Origin of the sequence: Shewanella sp. UCD-KL12, from assembly GCF_001957125.1 — a bacterium.
Lineage (GTDB): Bacteria > Pseudomonadota > Gammaproteobacteria > Enterobacterales > Shewanellaceae > Shewanella.
On sequence record NZ_MPHJ01000016.1, the window covers coordinates 38,794 to 59,571 of the forward strand.

The 20,778-nt window shown below is 45.6% G+C and carries 15 protein-coding genes; 6 read left to right on the plus strand and 9 right to left on the minus strand.

The features are described 5' to 3' along the window. Positions 1-76: 76 nt before the first annotated feature. The 6 genes from ilvA to ilvC all read right to left on the minus strand — a co-directional run bounded on the left by ilvA (position 77) and on the right by ilvC (position 8,674). Positions 77-1,651, minus strand: a complete 1,575-nt coding sequence (gene ilvA / locus BM736_RS20335; protein ID WP_076415548.1) for a threonine ammonia-lyase, biosynthetic — start codon at positions 1,649-1,651, stop codon at positions 77-79. Position 1,652: 1 nt separating this feature from the next. Then, positions 1,653-3,503, minus strand: a complete 1,851-nt coding sequence (gene ilvD / locus BM736_RS20340; protein WP_076415551.1) for a dihydroxy-acid dehydratase — start codon at positions 3,501-3,503, stop codon at positions 1,653-1,655. A gap of 160 nt (positions 3,504-3,663) precedes the next feature. After that, positions 3,664-4,587 (minus strand): branched-chain amino acid transaminase, encoded by a 924-nt coding sequence (locus BM736_RS20345; protein ID WP_076415553.1) that lies wholly within the window; start codon positions 4,585-4,587, stop codon positions 3,664-3,666. Positions 4,588-4,675: 88 nt separating this feature from the next. Then, complete coding sequence (gene ilvM / locus BM736_RS20350; RefSeq protein WP_076415556.1) at positions 4,676-4,903, minus strand: acetolactate synthase 2 small subunit; 228 nt, start codon at positions 4,901-4,903, stop codon at positions 4,676-4,678. 47 nt (positions 4,904-4,950) lie between these two features. After that, positions 4,951-6,606, minus strand: a complete 1,656-nt coding sequence (ilvG, locus tag BM736_RS20355; protein WP_076415672.1) for an acetolactate synthase 2 catalytic subunit — start codon at positions 6,604-6,606, stop codon at positions 4,951-4,953. Positions 6,607-7,192: 586 nt separating this feature from the next. After that, on the minus strand, positions 7,193-8,674 hold the full coding sequence (gene ilvC, locus BM736_RS20360) for a ketol-acid reductoisomerase (protein ID WP_076415558.1): 1,482 nt from the start codon (positions 8,672-8,674) through the stop codon (positions 7,193-7,195). A 185-nt stretch (positions 8,675-8,859) separates the two neighbouring features. On the opposite strand from ilvC, the gene ilvY reads away from it, so the two are divergent. Both ilvY and BM736_RS20370 read left to right on the plus strand, forming a co-directional pair. After that, on the plus strand, positions 8,860-9,732 hold the full coding sequence (ilvY, locus tag BM736_RS20365) for an HTH-type transcriptional activator IlvY (protein ID WP_076415560.1): 873 nt from the start codon (positions 8,860-8,862) through the stop codon (positions 9,730-9,732). 304 nt (positions 9,733-10,036) lie between these two features. Next, positions 10,037-10,705: a GGDEF domain-containing protein gene (locus tag BM736_RS20370; RefSeq protein ID WP_256717977.1), complete on the plus strand. Its 669-nt coding sequence runs from the start codon at positions 10,037-10,039 to the stop codon at positions 10,703-10,705. Positions 10,706-10,770: 65 nt separating this feature from the next. On the opposite strand, the gene cysE is transcribed toward BM736_RS20370, so the two are convergent. Continuing rightward, positions 10,771-11,553: a serine O-acetyltransferase gene (cysE, locus tag BM736_RS20375; RefSeq protein WP_076415566.1), complete on the minus strand. Its 783-nt coding sequence runs from the start codon at positions 11,551-11,553 to the stop codon at positions 10,771-10,773. Positions 11,554-11,795: 242 nt separating this feature from the next. Here cysE and BM736_RS20380 point away from each other — a divergent pair, with 242 nt between their 5' ends. From BM736_RS20380 to BM736_RS20390, 3 genes are all read left to right on the plus strand, one after another. Continuing rightward, the gene (locus tag BM736_RS20380; protein WP_076415569.1) at positions 11,796-13,319 is read left to right on the plus strand and encodes a YifB family Mg chelatase-like AAA ATPase; all 1,524 of its coding nucleotides are present in this window, start codon (positions 11,796-11,798) and stop codon (positions 13,317-13,319) included. Between the two features lie 177 nt (positions 13,320-13,496). Next, a complete protein-coding gene (locus BM736_RS20385) occupies positions 13,497-14,402 on the plus strand; it encodes an acyltransferase (protein ID WP_076415572.1) in 906 nt (301 codons plus the stop codon). Between the two features lie 7 nt (positions 14,403-14,409). Continuing rightward, positions 14,410-15,348 (plus strand): acyltransferase, encoded by a 939-nt coding sequence (locus BM736_RS20390; RefSeq protein WP_076415574.1) that lies wholly within the window; start codon positions 14,410-14,412, stop codon positions 15,346-15,348. Between the two features lie 49 nt (positions 15,349-15,397). Here BM736_RS20390 and nhaC read toward each other — a convergent pair whose 3' ends face one another. Continuing rightward, the gene (gene nhaC / locus BM736_RS20395; RefSeq protein ID WP_179079090.1) at positions 15,398-16,924 is read right to left on the minus strand and encodes a Na+/H+ antiporter NhaC; all 1,527 of its coding nucleotides are present in this window, start codon (positions 16,922-16,924) and stop codon (positions 15,398-15,400) included. Positions 16,925-17,142: 218 nt separating this feature from the next. Continuing rightward, complete coding sequence (locus tag BM736_RS20400; protein WP_076415577.1) at positions 17,143-19,500, minus strand: aminotransferase class III-fold pyridoxal phosphate-dependent enzyme; 2,358 nt, start codon at positions 19,498-19,500, stop codon at positions 17,143-17,145. Between the two features lie 145 nt (positions 19,501-19,645). Here BM736_RS20400 and BM736_RS20405 point away from each other — a divergent pair, with 145 nt between their 5' ends. After that, a complete protein-coding gene (locus tag BM736_RS20405; protein ID WP_076415579.1) occupies positions 19,646-20,725 on the plus strand; it encodes a saccharopine dehydrogenase in 1,080 nt (359 codons plus the stop codon). Positions 20,726-20,778: the final 53 nt, after the last annotated feature.

Below are 20,778 nucleotides of genomic sequence, written 5' to 3' on the forward strand. Positions count from 1 at the left end.
ACCAGTGTTTAAATATCAACAATATCATAAAAAAGGACGCGAATGCGTCCTCTTTAAAATGTGTCCCAACTGGCTCTTAATCCCTATTATCTAAAAATAACTTATACGCGGGACTCTTAGTCTCTTCCTGATAAACAAAACCGAGGTCAGTCAAAAACTGCTGAAAAGCCATATTATCTGACTCTGGTACTTCAAAACCTGCCAACACTTTGCCAAAAGCCGCGCCATGATTGCGATAATGGAACAAACTGATATTCCACTTGCTCTGCAATGTCGTTAGAAACTTAAATAACGCACCAGGATGCTCTGGGAACTCAAAGCTGAGTAAACGCTCATCAAGCCGTTCAGGTGGAAGCCCACCGACCATATAGCGCACGTGTAACTTTGCAGTTTCATCATGGGAAAGGTCTTGCACCTCAAAGCCATCATTCTCGAGCCGAGCGATAATCTCATCGAGCTCAGCCTGACCTTGAGACAGACGAATACCAGCAAAAACCACAGCCCGATCACGACTACTAAACCGATAGTTAAACTCAGTCATCACCCGTTTTTCTAGCAGCTCACAGAAACGCAGGAAGATACCCGGACGTTCAGGCACTTTCACCGCCAAAATCGCCTCTTTTTGCTCGCCTAATTCGCAGCGCTCAGAGACATACCTCAAACTATGAAAGTTCACATTGGCGCCACTGAGAATAGCGGCGACCTTCTCGCCTTTACCCGCATCGCCCATATATTTCTTTAAACCAGCCAGCGCTAAGGCTCCAGCAGGTTCGGCAATGGCGCGAGTATCTTCGAAGATATCCTTAACCGCAGCACAGATCTCATCAGAGCTAACTGTTATCACACCATCCACATACTCACGAGCGACCCTAAATGGCTCTTCACCTATCTGTTTAACGGCAACGCCATCAGCAAACAGACCCACTTGTGGCAAGACCACGCGCTCACCAGCATCAAGCGCCGCTTTAAGGCATGCAGAATCAGCAGGCTCTACACCGATGATTTTAACCTGTGGCATCACTGCTTTATAAAAAGCCGCAATTCCCGCAATTAAACCGCCACCACCAACAGGAACAAAGACAATCTCTAGATCTCGTTGCTGCTGCAGCATCTCTTGAGCCACAGTACCTTGGCCAGCAATCACCGCTTCATCATCAAAGGGGGCGACATACACTCGCCCTTCTGTCTCAGCGAGCTGTTTTGCATGAGCATTGGCTTGATCGAAAGCTTGTCCATGAAGTACGACTTCACCACCTAGCCTTCTGACAGCATCAACTTTTATCTCTGGCGTTGTTTCTGGCATCACAATCACAGCACTAATACCACGAGCGGCAGCCGACATGGCCACCCCTTGAGCGTGGTTGCCAGCCGAGGCACAAACCACGCCACACTGACACTGATCACTTGTTAGCTCAGAGACCTTGTTATAAGCGCCACGTAGCTTAAATGAGTGAACAGGCTGCATATCTTCACGCTTAAGAAATACCTGACAACCTAGACGCGCTGACAGCTTATTCAAGCTAGATAGCGGGGTCACCTTTGCCACATCATATACAGACGATAACAAGGTCTTCTGCAGATAATAGTGGGCTAAATCCACTTGCGACTGCTGGGCTAAGCCACCTTTTGCTTCAGAGACAGACTCGGTCATATTAATTCTCCAGCTTAGTCACATCTCGCACTGCACCTTTATCGGCACTGGTAGCAAGTAGCGCATAGGCTTTAAGCGCGAGTGATACTTCTCTTACACGGCCTACAGGTTTCCACGCTTGCTTACCACGGGTTTCCATTGCTGTACGGCGCGATGCTAATTCAAGATCGCTGATAGCCAGTTTAATTGAGCGCTTTGGAATATCTATCTCAATGCTGTCTCCGGTTTCAACCAAAGCTATGGTTCCACCAGCTGCGGCTTCGGGCGATACATGACCAATAGAGAGCCCTGATGTCCCACCAGAGAATCGACCATCAGTGATCAAGGCACACGCCTTACCTAAACCGCGAGATTTAAGGTAACTAGTTGGGTAGAGCATCTCTTGCATACCAGGGCCACCTTTCGGCCCTTCGTAGCGAATAACCACCACATCTCCAGCAACCACTTCGCCACCTAGAATGCCTGCAACGGCATCATCTTGGCTTTCATAAACCCGTGCAGTACCATTAAAGGTATGATTTTCTTCATCGACACCGGCCGTTTTAACGATACAACCATCGAGGGCGATATTACCTGAAAGCACTGCTAAGCCGCCCTCCTGACTAAAGGCAAATTCACGCTTACGAATACAGCCAGCCTCACGATCGTCATCAACGCTATCCCAGCGACAACTCTGACTAAAGGCTTTAGTCGTAGGAATACCTGCAGGGCCCGCGGAGAAAAATTGTCGTACATCAGCATCCTGAGTCTGAGCAATATCCCATTTAGCCAGAACATCTTTTAGGCTTGAGCCCGCAACATGGTAGGCGTCATTATGAATCAGACCCGCTCGGTCCAGCTCGCCCAGAATCCCCATCACACCACCAGCGCGATGCACGTCTTCCATATGATATTCAGGCGTAGAAGGTGCAACCTTACACAGGTGCGGCACTAAGCGTGAAAGCCTGTCGATATCATCCATGGTAAAATCAACTTTGGCTTCCTGGGCACCCGCTAATAGGTGCAGTACCGTATTGCTCGAGCCACCCATAGCGATATCTAAGGTCATGGCATTCTCGAATGCCTTAAAATTAGCGATATTACGTGGCAATGCAGACTCATCATCATGCTTATAGTAACGAGTAGTCAGATCCATGATACGGCGACCCGCCTCTAAGAACAGCTCACGGCGATCGGCATGTGTCGCTAACATTGAGCCATTACCAGGCAGTGATAAACCAAGAGCTTCGGTTAAACAGTTCATTGAGTTCGCGGTAAACATACCTGAGCATGAACCACACGTTGGGCAAGCACTACGCTCAATCTGCTCACTGTCGGCATCTGAAACACGCTCGTCAGCCCCTGCGACCATGGCATCGACCAAATCCAGCTTGATGATCTTATCTGACAGCTTAGTTTTACCCGCTTCCATCGGTCCGCCTGAAACGAAGATCACTGGAATGTTCAAGCGTAGCGCCGCCATCATCATGCCGGGGGTGATCTTGTCACAATTTGAGATACACACTAACGCATCGGCACAATGGGCATTGGTCATATACTCGACGCTATCGGCGATAAGCTCACGAGATGGCAAGCTATATAGCATGCCGCCATGTCCCATAGCGATACCATCATCGACAGCAATCGTATTAAATTCTTTGGCTATACCGCCCGCTTCTTCAATGGCTCCGGCAACTAATGAGCCCATATCTTTAAGGTGTACATGGCCAGGCACGAACTGAGTGAAGGAGTTAGAAATCGCAATAATTGGCTTACCAAAGTCATTGTCTTTTACGCCGGTTGCACGCCATAAAGCGCGGGCTCCGGCCATGTTACGACCTTCGGTACTGGTAGCTGAACGTAATTTTGGCATTGCGATTGTCCTTTTTGAGAAGGCCTGAGGTACGAGTGTCTAGGATGAAGAAACGACTCAACCTTACCTTCAATTAAATTTTTAAGTCCAAGAGTTAACTCTTAGCCTGCTGTATGCTTTGATTTCCTAAGGCCTAGGTTTTAAAACCTAAAACCTTCATTTATAAAACTTCTAACCAGCCCCACTTGTCTTCGGTCTCGCCATTGAATAAGCCGAAGAAAGTCTCTTGAATAGACTTAGTGATCGGGCCGCGTTTACCTGCGCCAACTTCGATTCTATCAACACTGCGTACGGGCACTATCTCTGCCGCTGTACCTGTCATAAATATCTCATCGGCAAGATAAAGAAACTCACGGGACATAGCTTCTTCAACCACCTCAAAGCCTTTATCTCGAGCGAGAGTCATGATGGAGTCTCGGGTCAAGCCCATTAAAATCGCAGCGGTAGCGGGTGGGGTATAGATTTTACCTTTTTTAACTACAAATAGGTTAGCCCCAGCACCTTCACTCACTAAACCATTCACATCGAGTGCGATGCCTTCATCGAAACCATTTCGTTTAGCTTCGGTTGAGATCTGAATCGAAGATAAATAGTTGCCACCAGCCTTAGCCCCTGTCGGTATGGTATTAGGTGCAAGACGGTTCCAAGAGGTGACAGCGACATCTACACCCGCTTCCATGCTGTCTTCACCTAAGTATGCGCCCCACGGAAAAGCGGCAACCATCACATCACAAACTGCATCTTTGGGCGGAGTAATGCCCATGCCGACATCACCATAAAAGGCCAGCGGACGGATATAGGCACTTTTTAAACCATTTCTCTGCACGCTATCATTACAAGCTTGTATCAGCTCATCCAAGGTATATGGAATTGGCATGCGATAGATTTTTGCTGAATCGAACAGGCGCTGAACATGTTCAGTTAAACGAAAGCCTGCGGCCCCCAAGTGAGTATCATAGACACGAATACCTTCAAAAACAGATGAACCATAATGCAGGCCATGAGACATGACATGCACTTTAGCATCGCCCCAAGGCATGATCTCACCATTAAACCATATAAATTCTGCTTTCTTCGCGGTCATCTCTGCTTCCTCACTCAATGCAATACTGTAATTTGGGGCTTTATCTACTGTTATCACTCAACAGCTGCGCTAGCATTTTACTAATCAGTTATTTAGCCTGTACTTGGCAATCGATAACGTCATATAACTTGTCTATCTGATTGGTTAGTAACTCAATCGCTCTCTCACTCTCAACACTCATCTGTAACTGTGCAGTATCATCTGCAACTTGCATCTCCATCTTGGTCACTGTAAAACCGCGATGGCGCACAACCCTTAATACACGCTCTAAGACTTCTGGGCGCTGGGCTAATGTTAATGCTAATTGGTAGCTCATCTGTTTATCTCCACTTATCCTGTCACTGGCTTTACTAGAACTAACAACTAAGTTTGTTTATCCATCTCTTCCATCATGTCGCGATTGCACGCTCCAGGGGGAACGAGTGGCCAAACATTGTGGGCATCATCGATTTTTACATGGAGCAGATACGGCCCTTCGCAATTAACCAGATGATCTAATGCCTCTTCGACCTGATCTGTCGTCGTTATGGTACGTCCCGGTATATCGAATGCTGAGGCCATAGTAACGAAGTCAGGGTTATCAGAAAGATCGGTTTCACTGTAACGCTCTTCAAAAAATAGCTGCTGCCACTGCTTCACCATGCCGAGCTTTTGGTTGTCGATGAGTAAAATTTTAACCGCTAACTTTCTCCGCTTGATGGTAGTCAGTTCCTGCACATTCATCATAAATGAGCCATCACCAGACACTGCAACAACAGTAGCCTCAGGGCGTGAAACTTTAGCGCCAATAGCTGCTGGCAGGCCAAAGCCCATAGTGCCTAAACCTGAACTTGATATATGATCTTCAGGGTTTCTAAACCACATATGCTGCGCAACCCACATCTGGTGCTGACCCACATCACAACACACAGCACTATCTTCAGGCAGCATATCGGCAAGACGATTTAGCATGGCTGGAGCAAATATAAGCTCACCTGGTACATCATAATTTCGTCTATGCTCATGTTTCAGAGAGGCAATCTCATCACACCAAGGAGCGATATCCATTGAGACTGTAATAGCTGGCAACACCTGTTGTAGGTCACCAGCAATAGCCACCTCAGGGAGACGAAGCTTACCCAGTTCAGCTGCATCGATATCTAAGTGGATCACTTTGGCATGTTCAGCAAAGGTGGTTAAACGACCTGTCACCCGATCATCAAAACGCGCACCGACCACAATTAAAAGGTCACATTCCTGCACTGCAATATTGGCAGCTTTCGAACCATGCATGCCCAGCATGCCTAAATAGCCAGGGGTATCATGGGCTATCGAGCCTAACCCTTTTAAGGTTGCGACCGAAGGGATACCTGTTGCTTGGATAAATGCTCTGAGCTGTGGAACAGCCTTAGCTATACCAACACCGCCGCCCACGTAGAGCATAGGTTTCTTGGCTTGCTTTAATAAGACTTGCGCCGCCTCAAGCTGACTAAGCTCTGCAACAGGAAGTGGTAGTTTTTCAGCGACTGGAGTGACATATTCAAGCATACCGATCTGAATATCTTTAGGAATATCCACAAGCACAGGGCCAGGGCGACCTGAAGCCGCTATCTCAAAGGCTTTATAAAGTGTCGGCACCAACTCATCCATCTTGGTCACCATAAAGCTGTGCTTAGTGCAAGATAGCGACATGCCTAAAACATCAATCTCCTGAAAAGCATCGGTTCCGATAACCGCTGTAGAAACTTGACCTGTAATAGCAACAACAGGCACCGAATCGAGTAGAGCATCAGCCAATGAGGTGACAAGGTTAGTCGCACCGGGACCTGATGTAGCAAAGCAAACGCCTGTCTTACCTGTTGCTCTCGCGTAACCAAGGGCTGCAAACGCGGCGCCTTGTTCATGACGGCTTAACAGGTGCTCAACGGGCGCACCGTAAAGTGCATCGTAAATAGGCATAATTGCCCCGCCAGGGTAACCAAAAATATTAGTGACACCATGGTCAACTAACGCTTTGATTACTGCATCGGCGCCACGCATCATTGCCTGTTCGTTTTCCGATCCACCTTGCTGTGTTTGCCCTTGTTCCATCTGCATCTCTCACTTTCAGCCAAACTATCTCGTTCGGTATTTGTAGGGTAAAGCCATTGTTGTCTGCTTTTCAGCGGGGCTTTAAACGAAAAACCCCCCGGTCCTTTCGGAGCGGGGGGTTAGTTGCAATCTTTACCTAATTAGGTTTTTCGATGCGCCATGGGAGCCCCCCGCTGTGATCTAATAATCACCACGGTAATAATCTCAATAATGAGTAGGGCTACTTGGTTTATCATGTTTGAACTGTTTCCTAATTAGTTTGCATAAATTCGGTGTCTATTCGATTAACTTCTTCAAGACCATTAATCAATACCACAAAGCCAATAAAAAACACAACAAAAACCTTTTTACCGAGTCGAAACGCTTAGTTTCAATTTTAAAACGATAACGATAGCTCAGCGTTTTAAACGATTCGATAACCTAGCCTCAATCTTGAAATTATCTTTCACTTCAATGTTTAACTTTGTTTCTGTATTGGATTTTATTTGTTTAAGAGCCCAGCTATCGCTGGGCTTAGTCGGGCAGAGAACTTATGTTACTTCTCTTCTACAATTTGCTGCATTGCAGTCATGTAACCACGTAGCTGTGCACCAATTTTCTCAACACCGGTACCTCGAATAGCAGCATTCACTTCAATCAAGCGCTGATTATCAACACCATTGCTGCTGTCGCTTAGACCACGGCCTAGGTACTCAGGAGACATGTTCTGTACATAGTCACGTAGCATAGGCACTGCGGCGTGGTTGAATAAGTAACAGCCATACTCAGCAGTATCAGAGATAACAACGTTCATCTCGTAAAGACGCTTACGGGCAATAGTATTCGCAATAAGCGGCGTTTCATGTAGAGACTCGTAATAAGCTGACTCTTCGATAATACCGGCAGCAACCATAGTATCGAACGCAAGTTCAACACCGGCTTTAATCATAGCGACAAGGAAGATACCTTTATCGAAGTAAGTCTGTTCATCGATGTTTTCGTCGCTTTTCGGTGCATTTTCAAAAGCTGTTTCACCGGTCTCTTTGCGCCATTTAAGCAGATTTGCATCATCGTTAGCCCAATCAGCCATCATAGTTTTAGAGAACTCACCACCTATGATGTCATCCATATGCTTTTCAAACAGCGGAGCTAAAATTCCTTTAAGCTCTTCAGCCATCTCAAAGGCTTTAATCTTGGCAGGGTTTGATAGGCGATCCATCATGTTGGTTATACCACCATGCTTAAGTGCCTCAGTGGTTGTTTCCCAGCCTTGTTGAATAAGTTTCGCTGCATAACCTGGCTCTACACCATCGGCAACCATCTTCTCGTAACCTAAGATAGCCCCTGTTTGTAGCATGCCACACAGAATGGTCTGCTCACCCATAAGGTCAGACTTAACCTCAGCAATAAATGAAGAGTGTAAAACACCAGCTCTATCACCACCTGTAGCACTTGCATAAGCTTTAGCCGTTTTGAAGCCTTCTCCCTTAGGGTCATTTTCAGGGTGAACAGCAATCAGTGTAGGTACTCCGAAGCCACGCTTATATTCTTCACGTACTTCAGTACCTGGGCACTTAGGTGCAACCATGATGACAGTAATATCTTCTCGAACCTGCATTCCCTCTTCAACGATATTAAAACCGTGAGAGTAAGATAGTGTTGCGCCCTGCTTCATTAGCGGCATAACCGTTGTTACTGCATCTGTATGTTGCTTATCAGGTGTTAGGTTAAGTACAAGATCAGCATCAGGAACCAACTCTTCGATAGTGCCTACACGGAAACCATTACCTGTCGCTTTTTGATATGAAGCACGCTTCTCTTCAATTGCTTCGGCACGTAGTGCAAATGCGATGTTCAAACCTGAATCACGCATATTCAAGCCTTGGTTTAGGCCTTGAGCACCACAACCTAGAATGACAATGTTCCAGCCCTTAATGAAGTCACAGCCTTCGCTAAATTCATTACGTTCCATAAAGCGGCATTGAGCAAGTTGTTCTAATTGTTGACGTAAATTCAGAGAGTTAAAATAGTTAGCCATCTGATGTACCACCTTCTGTATCGAATTTAGGAAAGTTGCAACTTACGCTAAGTATTGATGCGTAAGAGCAGTGATTGAGATCACTATAGCCCATGATTTAAATTGCTTAAAATGATATATTTGGGATACTACATTGCAATTTATGCAACACTAATTACACGCTTTGAAGATTTGCAGAGGTCCGCATGGATATAAAAACAATCAAACTTTACCTCCATCTTTCTGAGAGCCTGCACTTCTCAAGAACTGCGCAAGCTATGCATGTTAGCCCCTCAACACTCAGCCGAGCCATGCAAAGACTTGAAGATGAAGTGGGCGCTAAACTGTTTCAACGTGATAACCGCAGCGTATCCTTGACGAGCGCAGGGGTTGAGTACCGCCACTTTGCCGAACAAACGTTAGATCACTGGACCAAGTTAAAGACCAAGATAGATCCTAAGCAAGATCTACTCCGAGGTAGACTCAACCTCTATTGCTCGGTGACTGCCGCTTATAGCCATCTGCCTGGCCTGCTTGATAGCTTTAGGCGTGAGCATCCTCTGGTTGAAATTACCCTGACTACGGGCGATGCTGCCAATGCAGTCAATGAAATTAAAAATAATCGTGCAGATATCGCCATAGCTGCTTTGCCCGACCCATTTCCTGATAACTTATATTTCGCTAAGATTGATGATGTTCCACTGGTGATCATCGCGCCAACCTATCGCTGTCAAGTACAGGAGTTACTCACTGAATCTTATATTCCTTGGGACCGCTTGCCCTTTATTGTTCCAGAGCACGGCCCTGGCAGGCGTCGAGTCGATAACTGGTTTAAACAACTGGGGCTCATCCCCAATATCTACGCCCAAGTTTCTGGACAGGAAGCTATCGCCTCTATGGTTGCACTCGGATGTGGCGTCAGCATCACCCCCGAAGTTGTGATCACCAACAGTCCAGTTCGGGATAGAATTCAGGTCATCCCAACTCCCATAGATATTCCCCCCTTCGAGCTAGGCTGCTGCTGTAAAAATAACAGACTAGACGACCCCATCGTCGCGGCCTTTTTGAAAGTTCTGTGATTCAGTGATTTATCGATCTTTGGGTCACCGGATCTATTAAGGATACTTTTATCCTCCCCGGCCCGTCATACAAAATTTGTTCACCTATACTTACTAGCAAATGGAATTAAACTGATTGTTAGTTCAATCAATTACATCTTTTAATCTACAGGCTATCTATCTCTAAACTATGACTACACTTGCAGTGCTTTTAGTCCTTGTTGGGCTATTTGGACTCCTTGCATCACTCATTCCTACCCATCAAGTGTGCAAGATTCCTGATCACCAACACAATGGCTGGTTGCTATTACTTAGCATGATTATCATGTTTATATTTGGCTACCTCGGATACTTATGGGTATTACTTGGCCATCCAACAACGCCTATAGACATCATCATATCAGCTGTTTTTTGCGGAGGCGGGGGGTTTGTTTGGCTAGTGACTAAGATGAGCCGCGAAACCATATTTAAACTAAAAAAGACCATTAAAGAGAAACATTATCAAGCCCACCATGACCAGTTAACCGGCTTACCTAATCGCAATCAGTTCTATGAAGATATCGACAACTTGATCGCCACTAAGGGGATGACATTTAGCTGCCTAATGATGGATCTGAATGACTTTAAGATGATCAATGATACTTTTGGCCATGCTGAAGGCGATCATGTGCTTCAAGTTGTGGCTCAAAGAATAACTAACGTCATTCCTAAAAATGCCATATCAGCAAGACTCGGTGGTGATGAAATGACTGTCGTACTACCAAGCACCTTAGCAGAGGATGCGATTGCTATTGCTCAAAGCATTCAAGATGAATTACTTAAGGAGATCCTCTGTGAGGAGCACGCTCTTATCATAGGTGTCAGTATCGGTATCGCCCAATACCCCAGAGATGGAGAGAGCCGCAAAGCAATAATGAAAAATGCCGATACTGCGATGTATCATGCTAAAAACAGCCATGAACACTATCAAGTCTACTCAACATACTTAGCCTGATAGCCATGAGTACTATCAAGTCTACTCCACATGTTTAGCAAAGCAGTGAGTTGACCACCTCTACACTACTCAGATTCAAAAAATGCTTGCTCCATCGTCTCTGCAGGACAAAGAGATGCAGGCTTACCTACCACCTTTGCAGGTACCCCTACAACGGTTGTATGAGGTGCGACATCAGTAAGAACCACAGAGCCAGCACCAATTTTAGCCCCTTCGCCCACTTCGATATTTCCCAAAACTTGTGTGCCAGCACCTATCATCACACCAGCACGTATTTTAGGATGACGGTCTCCCTGCTGATTACCCGTACCACCGAGTGTCACGCCTTGAAGTATTGATACATTATTATCAATAACCGCAGTTTCTCCGACCACAATCCCGGTTGCATGGTCAAACATTATCCCTGTCCCCAACTTACAAGCTGGATGAATATCAACGCCAAATACTTCAGAGTTACGGCTCTGAATAAACTGAGCGAGTTCAATTCTTCCTTGATTCCACAAGCAGTTTGCAAGGCGGTGCACCTGAATCGCTTGAAACCCCTTAAGATTCAATATCACAGTTAAGTAACTCACAATCGCAGGATCACGCTCTTTAACCGCTTTAATATCGGTGGCGACATTCGTTAGCATCTCATCACAGCGTATGAATGCCTTATCAAATAGCTCACGGAAGGTAAAAGGTGAAACCACACCATCAGACAGTTTATTGGCAACAATAAAGCTAAGTGCAGAGCCTAAACATTCATGATTTAAAATCGATGAATAAACATGACTCGCCAATAGTGGCTCTTTTCGAACCAAGGCTTCGGCTTCGACTCTTAGTTGTTCCCAAACTTCATAACGCATATATGGTGACTCTTCAGTAATGGCGAAAATAAAATGACTGCAAGTTACAAATAGGCAGTGGTGTAAATTCTAACGTATTTTATAAATAAAACATCACGCCATAAGAGCAAAATGCTATATGGAATAACAAATAACCTGATTCTGTACAGTAAGTCTTTCCCTGCTACACTCAAGACAACGAGATGTACTATTAGCATTAACGATACTGTCTACCCACCTCTATTAAACAAAAGGATTTGTTTATGGCCATTGCTTGTGTAGCAACCAGAGCGAACAAAGGCGTTGAGTCCCCCGCAGTTACTGTCGAGGTCCATCTCAGCAATGGCCTACCTGCATTTAATTTAGTTGGTTTACCTGAAGCATCAGTCAAAGAAGCTAAAGAGCGGGTTCGCAGCGCAATCATTAATGCAGGTTTTGAGTTTCCCATGCGTAGAATTACAGTAAACCTCGCCCCTGCCGACCTGCCTAAGCAAGGCGGTCGCTATGACCTCCCTATCGCATTAGGCATACTCGCAGCCTCTAAACAGCTCCCTATCAACTCACTTAAAGATCATGAGTTTGTCGGAGAGCTTGCGCTTTCAGGGCATATTCGACATTGCCCAGGCCTGCTACCTGTCATTGTTGAAGCACGTAAACAGAACTCTCATTTAGTCGTTCCACTCGATAACCGCTCAGATGCCGATCTGGTCGGCTTCAATAAAGTTATCTTTGCCACACATCTGCAAACACTCAGCGAATACCTTCATGGACAAACTAAGCTGCCCGGTATTGAGTCAGGACTCGAGTGGATAGAGACAGATAAGCAAGTAGAGCCACTGTGCTTTAGCGATGTCATCGGCCAATATCAGGCTAAACTCGGGCTAGAGATTGCAGCCGCAGGAAATCACAATGTCATTTTACTTGGCCCTCCTGGAACAGGTAAAAGCATGCTTGCCAGCAGGCTAATGCAGCTTTTACCCCCGCTAGATTATGATGAAGCCCTGGAAGTTGCCACCTTACACTCTGTCGCTGGACAATCCATAAACCCTAAGGTCTTCTACCGTAGACCTTTTAGAAACCCCCACCACACTAGCTCAGCCATTTCACTGGTTGGCGGAGGCAGTAACCCTAAGCCTGGGGAGATCTCACTGGCCCATCGAGGCGTGTTATTTCTCGATGAAGTGATCGAGTTCCCCCGTAAAGTCCTCGATTGTTTACGAGAACCCATGGAGACAGGTGAAGTGGTCATATCGAGAGCTGCAGCCAAACTCACCTACTCCAGTCGTTTTCAGCTCATCGCAGCGATGAACCCAAGTCCATGTGGCGATATTGACAACGCCAGAGCCACACCGGATCAGATCCAAAAGTATCTTTCACGTTTATCTGGTCCATTTCTAGATAGATTTGATCTCAGCATAGATGTCCCTAGGCTCCCCTCTGGTGCACTCACACAGAAAGAGAGTTCAGCGGAGACCAGCGAGTCGATAGCTCAACGCGTAAAAATGGCCAGAGAAACCCAACTCAATCGAGCGGGTGTACTTAATAGTGAGCTAACAGGTAAGCAACTCAAGCAGATCGGTGGTTTTAAGCAGGTCGATCTCGAGTTTCTCGAACAAAGTGTCAATAGGCTTGGATTATCAGTAAGAAGCTTTCACCGTCTGCAACGAGTGGCACGTACTATTGCCGATCTAAATCATTGTCATCTGGTCGAGCGGAAACATATTGCTCAAGCCTTGGGCTACCGCGCCATGGATCGATTACTTCACAGCCTCAAAGCACAATATTGAGCGCATAAATATAGTACCAATTGCTGTAGCAAGTCCCCAATTCAACTCACAAGATCAACAAGCCTGTTGTGACTCATCCTAATAAGATGAAATTTTTACTCATTAAACGACATCAAGATTGAGCAAATGCCCTAGTACGAGTAGTATAGGTTTCCAATTTTTATCGGGGGATGTTAAGTGGGTGGAGTTTTTTCTTTAATCAGAGGCTGTCTGGCATTTGTATGCTGGGTGGTGAATACCCTTTTTTGGGTGTTACCCATAATCGTTTTTAGCCCGATTAAACTCATCCCGGTCCCTTTTATCCAAACCGCTTGCTCGGCATTTGTAGATAACTGTGCCACAGCTTGGATAAGTATTAACGGCATCATTGAACGTATTTTTCACCCGGTCAAAGTGCATGTCCATAGTGATACCAATCTTTCTACCAAAGAGTGGTATATGGTTATTGCCAATCACCAGTCTTGGGTCGATATACTCATACTGCAGCGAGTGCTCAACAGGAAAATCCCCTTTTTAAAGTTCTTTCTTAAAAAGGAGCTGATCTTTGTCCCATTTCTTGGCTTAGCTTGGTGGGCATTGGATTTCCCTTTTATGAGACGCTATACCACGGCTCAACTAAGAAAAAATCCAAAGCTAAAAGGCAAAGATATAGAGATAACCCGCAAGGCGTGTGCAAAATTTAAATCTAAACCTGTCAGTGTGATGAATTTTGTAGAAGGCACCCGCTTTAAGGCCGACAAACATAAACAGCAAAACTCTCAATATAAACACTTGCTTAAACCTAAAGCTGGCGGCCTAGCATTTGCTTTATCGGCAATGGGAGAGCATATCCATAAGCTGGTTGATGTCTCAATCTATTATCCGGATAAAGTCCCCAGCTACTGGGACTATATCAGCGGCCAAGTAAAAGATGTACATGTTCATATTCGCGTATCTGAGATACCCAACGAGATGCGCGGTGACTATATGAAAGATCGCGAGTTCAAAATAGCGTTCCAAGAGCAACTCAATCAACTTTGGCTTGAGAAAGACCAAACACTCGACTTACTTTCTCAAGAGAAAACCGTAAACCAAAAGGTATAAGCAAACGATGTTAAATTTCTTACCTGGATCTGTGCTCTACTTTATAAGCTCGGTGCTATTAGCGATTAATACGACTGTCTGGGCGGGTCTAATAAGCCTAGGCGGCATCATTAAGTTGTTTGTACCTTTTACGGCTGGGCGCAATTTCCTCACAAAAATCATGAATCGCTTTATGTGGGCATGGGCGACCTGTAATGGCGGAATTTTATTCCTGCTTGCAGATATCGAGTGGGATGTTGAAGGGTTAGAAAACCTCAATGAAAATGACTGGTACTTGCTTATCAGTAATCACCTTAGTGGCTTCGATATTGCAGCTCAAACTTATGTACTTAGAAATCATATTCCTATGCTTAAGTTCTTCCTCAAAAGAGAGCTCATGTATGTACCATTTCTAGGACTAGGTTGTTGGGCACTCGATATGCCATTTATGAGCCGAACCAGTCCTGCAAAACTCAAGAAGAACCCAAAGCTGAAAGGTAAAGATCTTATCTCTACCAGACGCGCCTGTGAAAAATTCAAAACCATGCCTACCTCTATCATCAACTATGTTGAAGGCAGCCGGTTCACACAAGAGAAGCACGACCGCCAAGACTCACCCTATCGCTACCTTTTACGCCCTAAAGCTGGCGGCATCGCCTTTACGTTATCAGCCATGGGTGAGCAGTTTACTAACTTGCTTAATGTCACCTTGGTCTACCCAGAAGCTAAGGACGATCCTCTATCTGAGGTCATGCACGGCAAGATTAAGAAGATAGTTGTCAGAGTTCAGGTACTGCCAGTGCCAGAGGTCGACAATAAGCGCTACTTTTCTGAGCCTCAATATCGTGTTGATTTCCAGCGTTGGTTAAACCAGGTCTGGGAGGAGAAAGATGAGCAGATACATCAGCTCATGATAAAGCATGGCGCAGTAGAGGATGATAAAGCAGAAAAGAGTACAGCAGCGTAAATCAGAAAGTCTAGGTCCTAGGCGCTATCCTAGGACCTTCAATATCCCCCTAAGCCGTCACCTCTTCAAGCTCTGGCATATCTTCCAGCTTCTGGATCTTAAAGTTAAAGTAGGCATAGCTGCCACTTACTAATGGACAGACTAGGTTGAAAAAAGCATAAGGTAGATAAGCGATTGTTGCGACACCTAATGTACTGGCCATATAAGCACCACAGGTATTCCATGGGACTAACGGGCTGGTGATAGTCGCCGAATCTTCTAATGCGCGACTCAAGTTCACCGCAGCCAAACCACGCTCAGTATACTCAGCTTTCAACATACGCCCAGGTAAGATAATCGCGATAAACTGATCGCCTGTGATCAAGTTAGCCCCAATACCTGTGGCTATCGTCGTCATGATCAAGCTGCCACTCGATGTCACTAAACTCAGCATACTTTGTAAAATACGTTTAAGTAGCCCAGTCACCTCCATGATGCCGCCAAATGACATGGCACATAGAATGAGCCACACCGTGTTGGTCATCTGACTCATACCGCCGCGGCTCAATAGACTATCGAGCACTTCATCACCAGTATTAGCCGTATAACCATTAAACATCGCAGTCCAAATCCCCTTCACCATGGCCACTATCGGGGGCAGGCTGTCATCAGCAACAAAGGCGATAATACTGTCAAATTGAAATAGAGCTGCACAACAGGCACCAGCGATTGTCCCTAGAATGACAGTAGGAAAAGCGGGCATTTTCTTATACGCCAAAACTAAAACCACCAGCAGAGGTAATAGGAGGTGAACACCTGGGTTAAACTGCTCTTTTAATAGCTGCATGCTATGTTGCAGATCGCTCGCTTCACCACCCGCTTCACTGGTAAAACCTAAGATAATAAAACCAATAAGAGCGATGATAATACTTGGCGCTGTCGTCCATACCATATGTCGAATATGGCTAAATATATCGGTACCAGCTACGGCAGGCGCGAGGTTAGTGGTATCAGACATAGGTGACATCTTATCGCCAAAATATGCCCCACTGATAATGGCACCAGCGGTTATCTCCACACTTAGCCCCATAGCTGCAGCCACACCGACAAGCGCAATACCGAGTGTACCAGCGACAGTCCAAGAGCTACCGATGCTAAGGGCAACTACGGCACATAAAAGACAAGCAGCCGCATAAAAATATTCAGGATTGAGCACTAGCATACCGTAGTAGATCATGGTCGGTACCGTACCCGCGAGGATCCAAGTACCAATTAATGAGCCAACAGAAAAGAGAATAAGTAGTGCCCCAGTTGAGACGGCTACGCTCTTAACGATACCCGCCTCCATCTCCTTCCAGCTGTATCCATTCTTAACACCAATAATAAGTGCGATACAAGCAGCCAATATTAGGGCGATTTGATTGGCCCCATAGGAGCTATCTGAAGAGTAAAGGTAAACCGCAGCGGCCAACATAGAAACAAGTGCAACAATAGGAATAAGCGCATCGAATAAGCTTGGCAGCTTCTTAACACGGACAGCTTCTGGCTCCGGCAGGTTATCAGGCGCTTGCTCTAAAGGTGGTTTATTCGAGGTCATTATATCTTCCTTATTATTTTTTTAATGTCGGCCCTTTCCTGCAATAACAAGCACTCTTCTGATGCTTTATCCGTTGCTGCAGCCGAACATCCTTACATAAAATTAACAAAGAGATCTAGATCACATAACCTAGTTCAACTCGCCTCAACTGAGTAGCTGAAGTTATATAGCCCATAAAAAAGACTAGAAATTCAACACAAAGTTGCTATGCGCTATATTTATGCATTTATTTGAGATAATCCCAGCGCAAATTGCTCAACAAAATAATCGACATTATCTTGGTTAAAAACCATCGGCGGCTTAATTTTAAGCACGTTATTGAAAGGACCATCTAGACTGAGCAAGATATGGCGAGACTTGAACCACTCGATTAGCGCTTGTGCTTTTGCTGTCGCAGGCGTCAATAATTCATCTTCAACTAACTCCACACCGATAAAGAGGCCTAATCCTCTAACGTCACCAATTATGTCGTGCTTGAGTTGTAATGCTCGTAAACAAGACTGCAGGTAATCACCTGTATCGCAAGCATTTTGCATTAAGTGCTCATCATCTAAGGTATCCAGTACTGCCTTGCCTATGGCGCAGGAAACCGGATTGCCACCAAAGGTATTGAAATACTCCATGCCAGTAACAAAAGCATCGGCAATATCCTTAGTGGTAACCACTGCCGCCATTGGATGGCCATTACCTATAGGCTTACCTAAAGTCACAATGTCTGGTACCACATCTTGAGTCTCAAAGGCCCACCAGTGACGACCTACTCGACCAAACCCCACTTGCACCTCATCAGCAATACAAACACCACCAGCCTCTCGCACCGCTTGATAAACAGCTTTAAGGTAGCCATTGGGCATAATGAGGTTACCGCCAACCCCCTGCAGTGACTCACAGATAAAACCACCTAACTGTCGACCTTCTTGCTGCAACTGACTAATCGCTTGCTCAACAGGCTTGGCATAAGCCTGACCAGATTCAGTAGACATCCCCTTAAAGGGACCGCGATAAGGATCTGGCATAGGTACGATATGAATATGCTCCGCAGCCCCTTCGCCACCTGGTCCATTGAACTTATAGGGACTTATCTCAATCGCCTTGTTGGTGTTACCGTGATAGGCGCCATCCACAACTAACAACTCATCAGATTGTGTTTTACAACGCATTAATCGCATGGCAAGTTCATTAGCCTCACTGCCAGAGTTAACAAACATCACCACTGATAAGCGTTCGGGGAAGGTCTCGAGCAAGGCCTGACTATAATCGATGATATTGTCATTTAAATAACGCGTATTGGTATTGAGCTTAGCCATTTGTGATTGGCCTGCTGCCACCACTGAAGGATGACAATGACCGACATGACAGACATTATTAACCATATCCAGATAAGCGATATTATGCTCATCAAGGAGAAACTGCCCTTGGCCACGCTCAATCATCAAGGGCAGCTCATAGGAGACGCTCAAGGTTTTAAATAAACGCTCACTTCTGTGCCCAAGTATGCTTTGGCGCCGTTCAAATGAAGCTGAATCATCACCCTTTGCAGTCGCTAAACATAAACGTTGTAGCTCAAAACCCACACTTTTGGCATCAAGTTGAAGCAAAATACCGATAGCCTCCCAAGCAGGCTTGGCACTGACTAATAGATATTCATTATCTGGCTCAGCTAAAATCGCCTCCGCTGAGTTACACACGCTAACCGCCAACCTGGCAGCAATCAAAGGCAATAATACCCATAGCTCAGCCCCATTCAGTGGCCGCTGCTGGTGATAAGCTAAAGTGATTGCCTTGATAATGGTGAGTGGTGAACCTTCGCCTAAAATAGCGTAAGCACAGGCAATAGCTAGCTCATTGATTTGATAGCTATGAACCATATCACCAAAATCAATTAGACCAATCACCGCCGCATCTTGGCTATCGTCGCTAAGCAATAAGTTATAGTCATTCACATCGTTATGAATCACCCCTTGCGGCAGCTCATCCATTAATGGCATAACCTGATGCTCAAACCCAGAGAGAATAGACAAGACTTGTTGCCGCTGAGCCGCGTCGGAAATTAAGCCAACCTTAGACTCTATCACCGACTTTGCATGTTTAAGATCCCAGTCAAAATGGCGTAAAGCAGCGCTATGTGAAAAGCCTTGTAAGCAAACATCTAGCTTGCCAATCAAGGTGCCAAGCTGAACATGATGGAGCGAATTAAGCTGTTTATGCTCACAGTAAAAAGTACCTGGCACATAACTCAGTAGCCGCAGCGATCTTTGCCTGCCATATCGGTCCTGCAAAGGGGTGATTTCATGGCCTGAGCAGCTCTTTATCACCTTTGGTAATTGGTAGGGCTGCAGGTTCTGTTCATTAAGGTAATTCATCACTGCATTTTGCATATCCAGCTCAGCCAAAGACTCATCGGCATTAGCAATTTTGAGGATAAAACGTTTTCCTAAGCTATCTGTCAGTAGATAGTTAAGATCTAGGTAACCGGGCAGTGGCTTTGCCTCAACCTCCAGCTGAAAATGTTCCTGTACCAAGGCTATCACTGCAGATGATGAATACTCGCCGGCTTTAGTCTGTAGCTCTTCCATTGCTATTTGCCCCTAAGATCTCATTGAAAGCTAAATGTTAAACTTGTGTAATAATGGATATTGTATACACTAACTATTTTTCAATAGCAATTTTTCAACCACCCAGTGTCGTGGTGGCATTTAGGCTTATAGGAGAGCGAGTGATATGAGCAAAGCCCATATTTGGTTACGTGCAGAATCTAAACCTTTAGAGGAGCGCATAGCCCTAACACCCGATGTAGCTAAACAGCTGTTAAATGCTGGTTTCAAAGTCACCGTCGAAGAGTCTCCTCTTAGTGCTATTCCAGCTAAAGATTACCAACAAGTCGGTTGTGAAATTGCCCCAACACATAGCTGGCACAAAGCACCAAGTGACACCATTATTTTGGGCCTTAAAGAACTCAGTGAAGAGAGCTGGCCACTCACTCATCGCCATATTCATTTTGCCCATGTGTATAAGGAGCAACAAGGATGGCAACAGGTACTGCGCCGCTTCAAAACAGGTGCAGGTGAGCTGTACGATCTTGAATATTTAGTTGATGATAAACAGCGAAGAGTCGCAGCATTTGGCTATTGGGCAGGGTTTGCTGGCGCTGCAGTGGCACTCAAGGCCTTTGCTCGCCGTCAGCAAGCTGCGACTCCCGTGCTCAATAAGCTGACATCCATACCGAGTAAACAGGCCCTAGTCGACGATGTAGCAGATTCATTATCTCAACTGAGCCAAGCGCCAAAAGTCTTGGTCATTGGCGCTAAAGGGCGCAGTGGACGCGGCGCTGTCGAGATGGCTCAATCCGTTGGGGCAGAAGTGACGCAATGGGATATTGCAGAGACTCAAGTCGGCGGCCCTTTTGAAGATATTTTAGATTTTGATCTCCTAGTCAACTGTGTCTTTGTTCAGCAGGCTCTTCCCCCTTTTATTACCTTGCCTATGCTCAATACCAATGGCATACATCCGCGTCAACTCAGCATCATTTGTGATGTCAGCTGCGACCCTTATGGTGCCTATAATCCCCTGCCTATCTACTCAAGCTGCACCACATTCGATGAGCCTTGCTTGCGAATTATCAAGGGCAATAACCCAGTAGACCTCATTGCCATCGATCACTTACCGTCTCTGCTTCCTGTGGAAAGTAGTGAAGACTTTTGCCAGCAACTATTACCTCACCTGCTGCAACTCGATAACCTCAACCAAGGGGTTTGGCAACGAGCCAATAGCGTATTTAACGACAAACTAAGCCAAGTATAACTATCTAAGAATTGACGAATAACGTCTGAATAACTAACCATAAAAGAGACAAT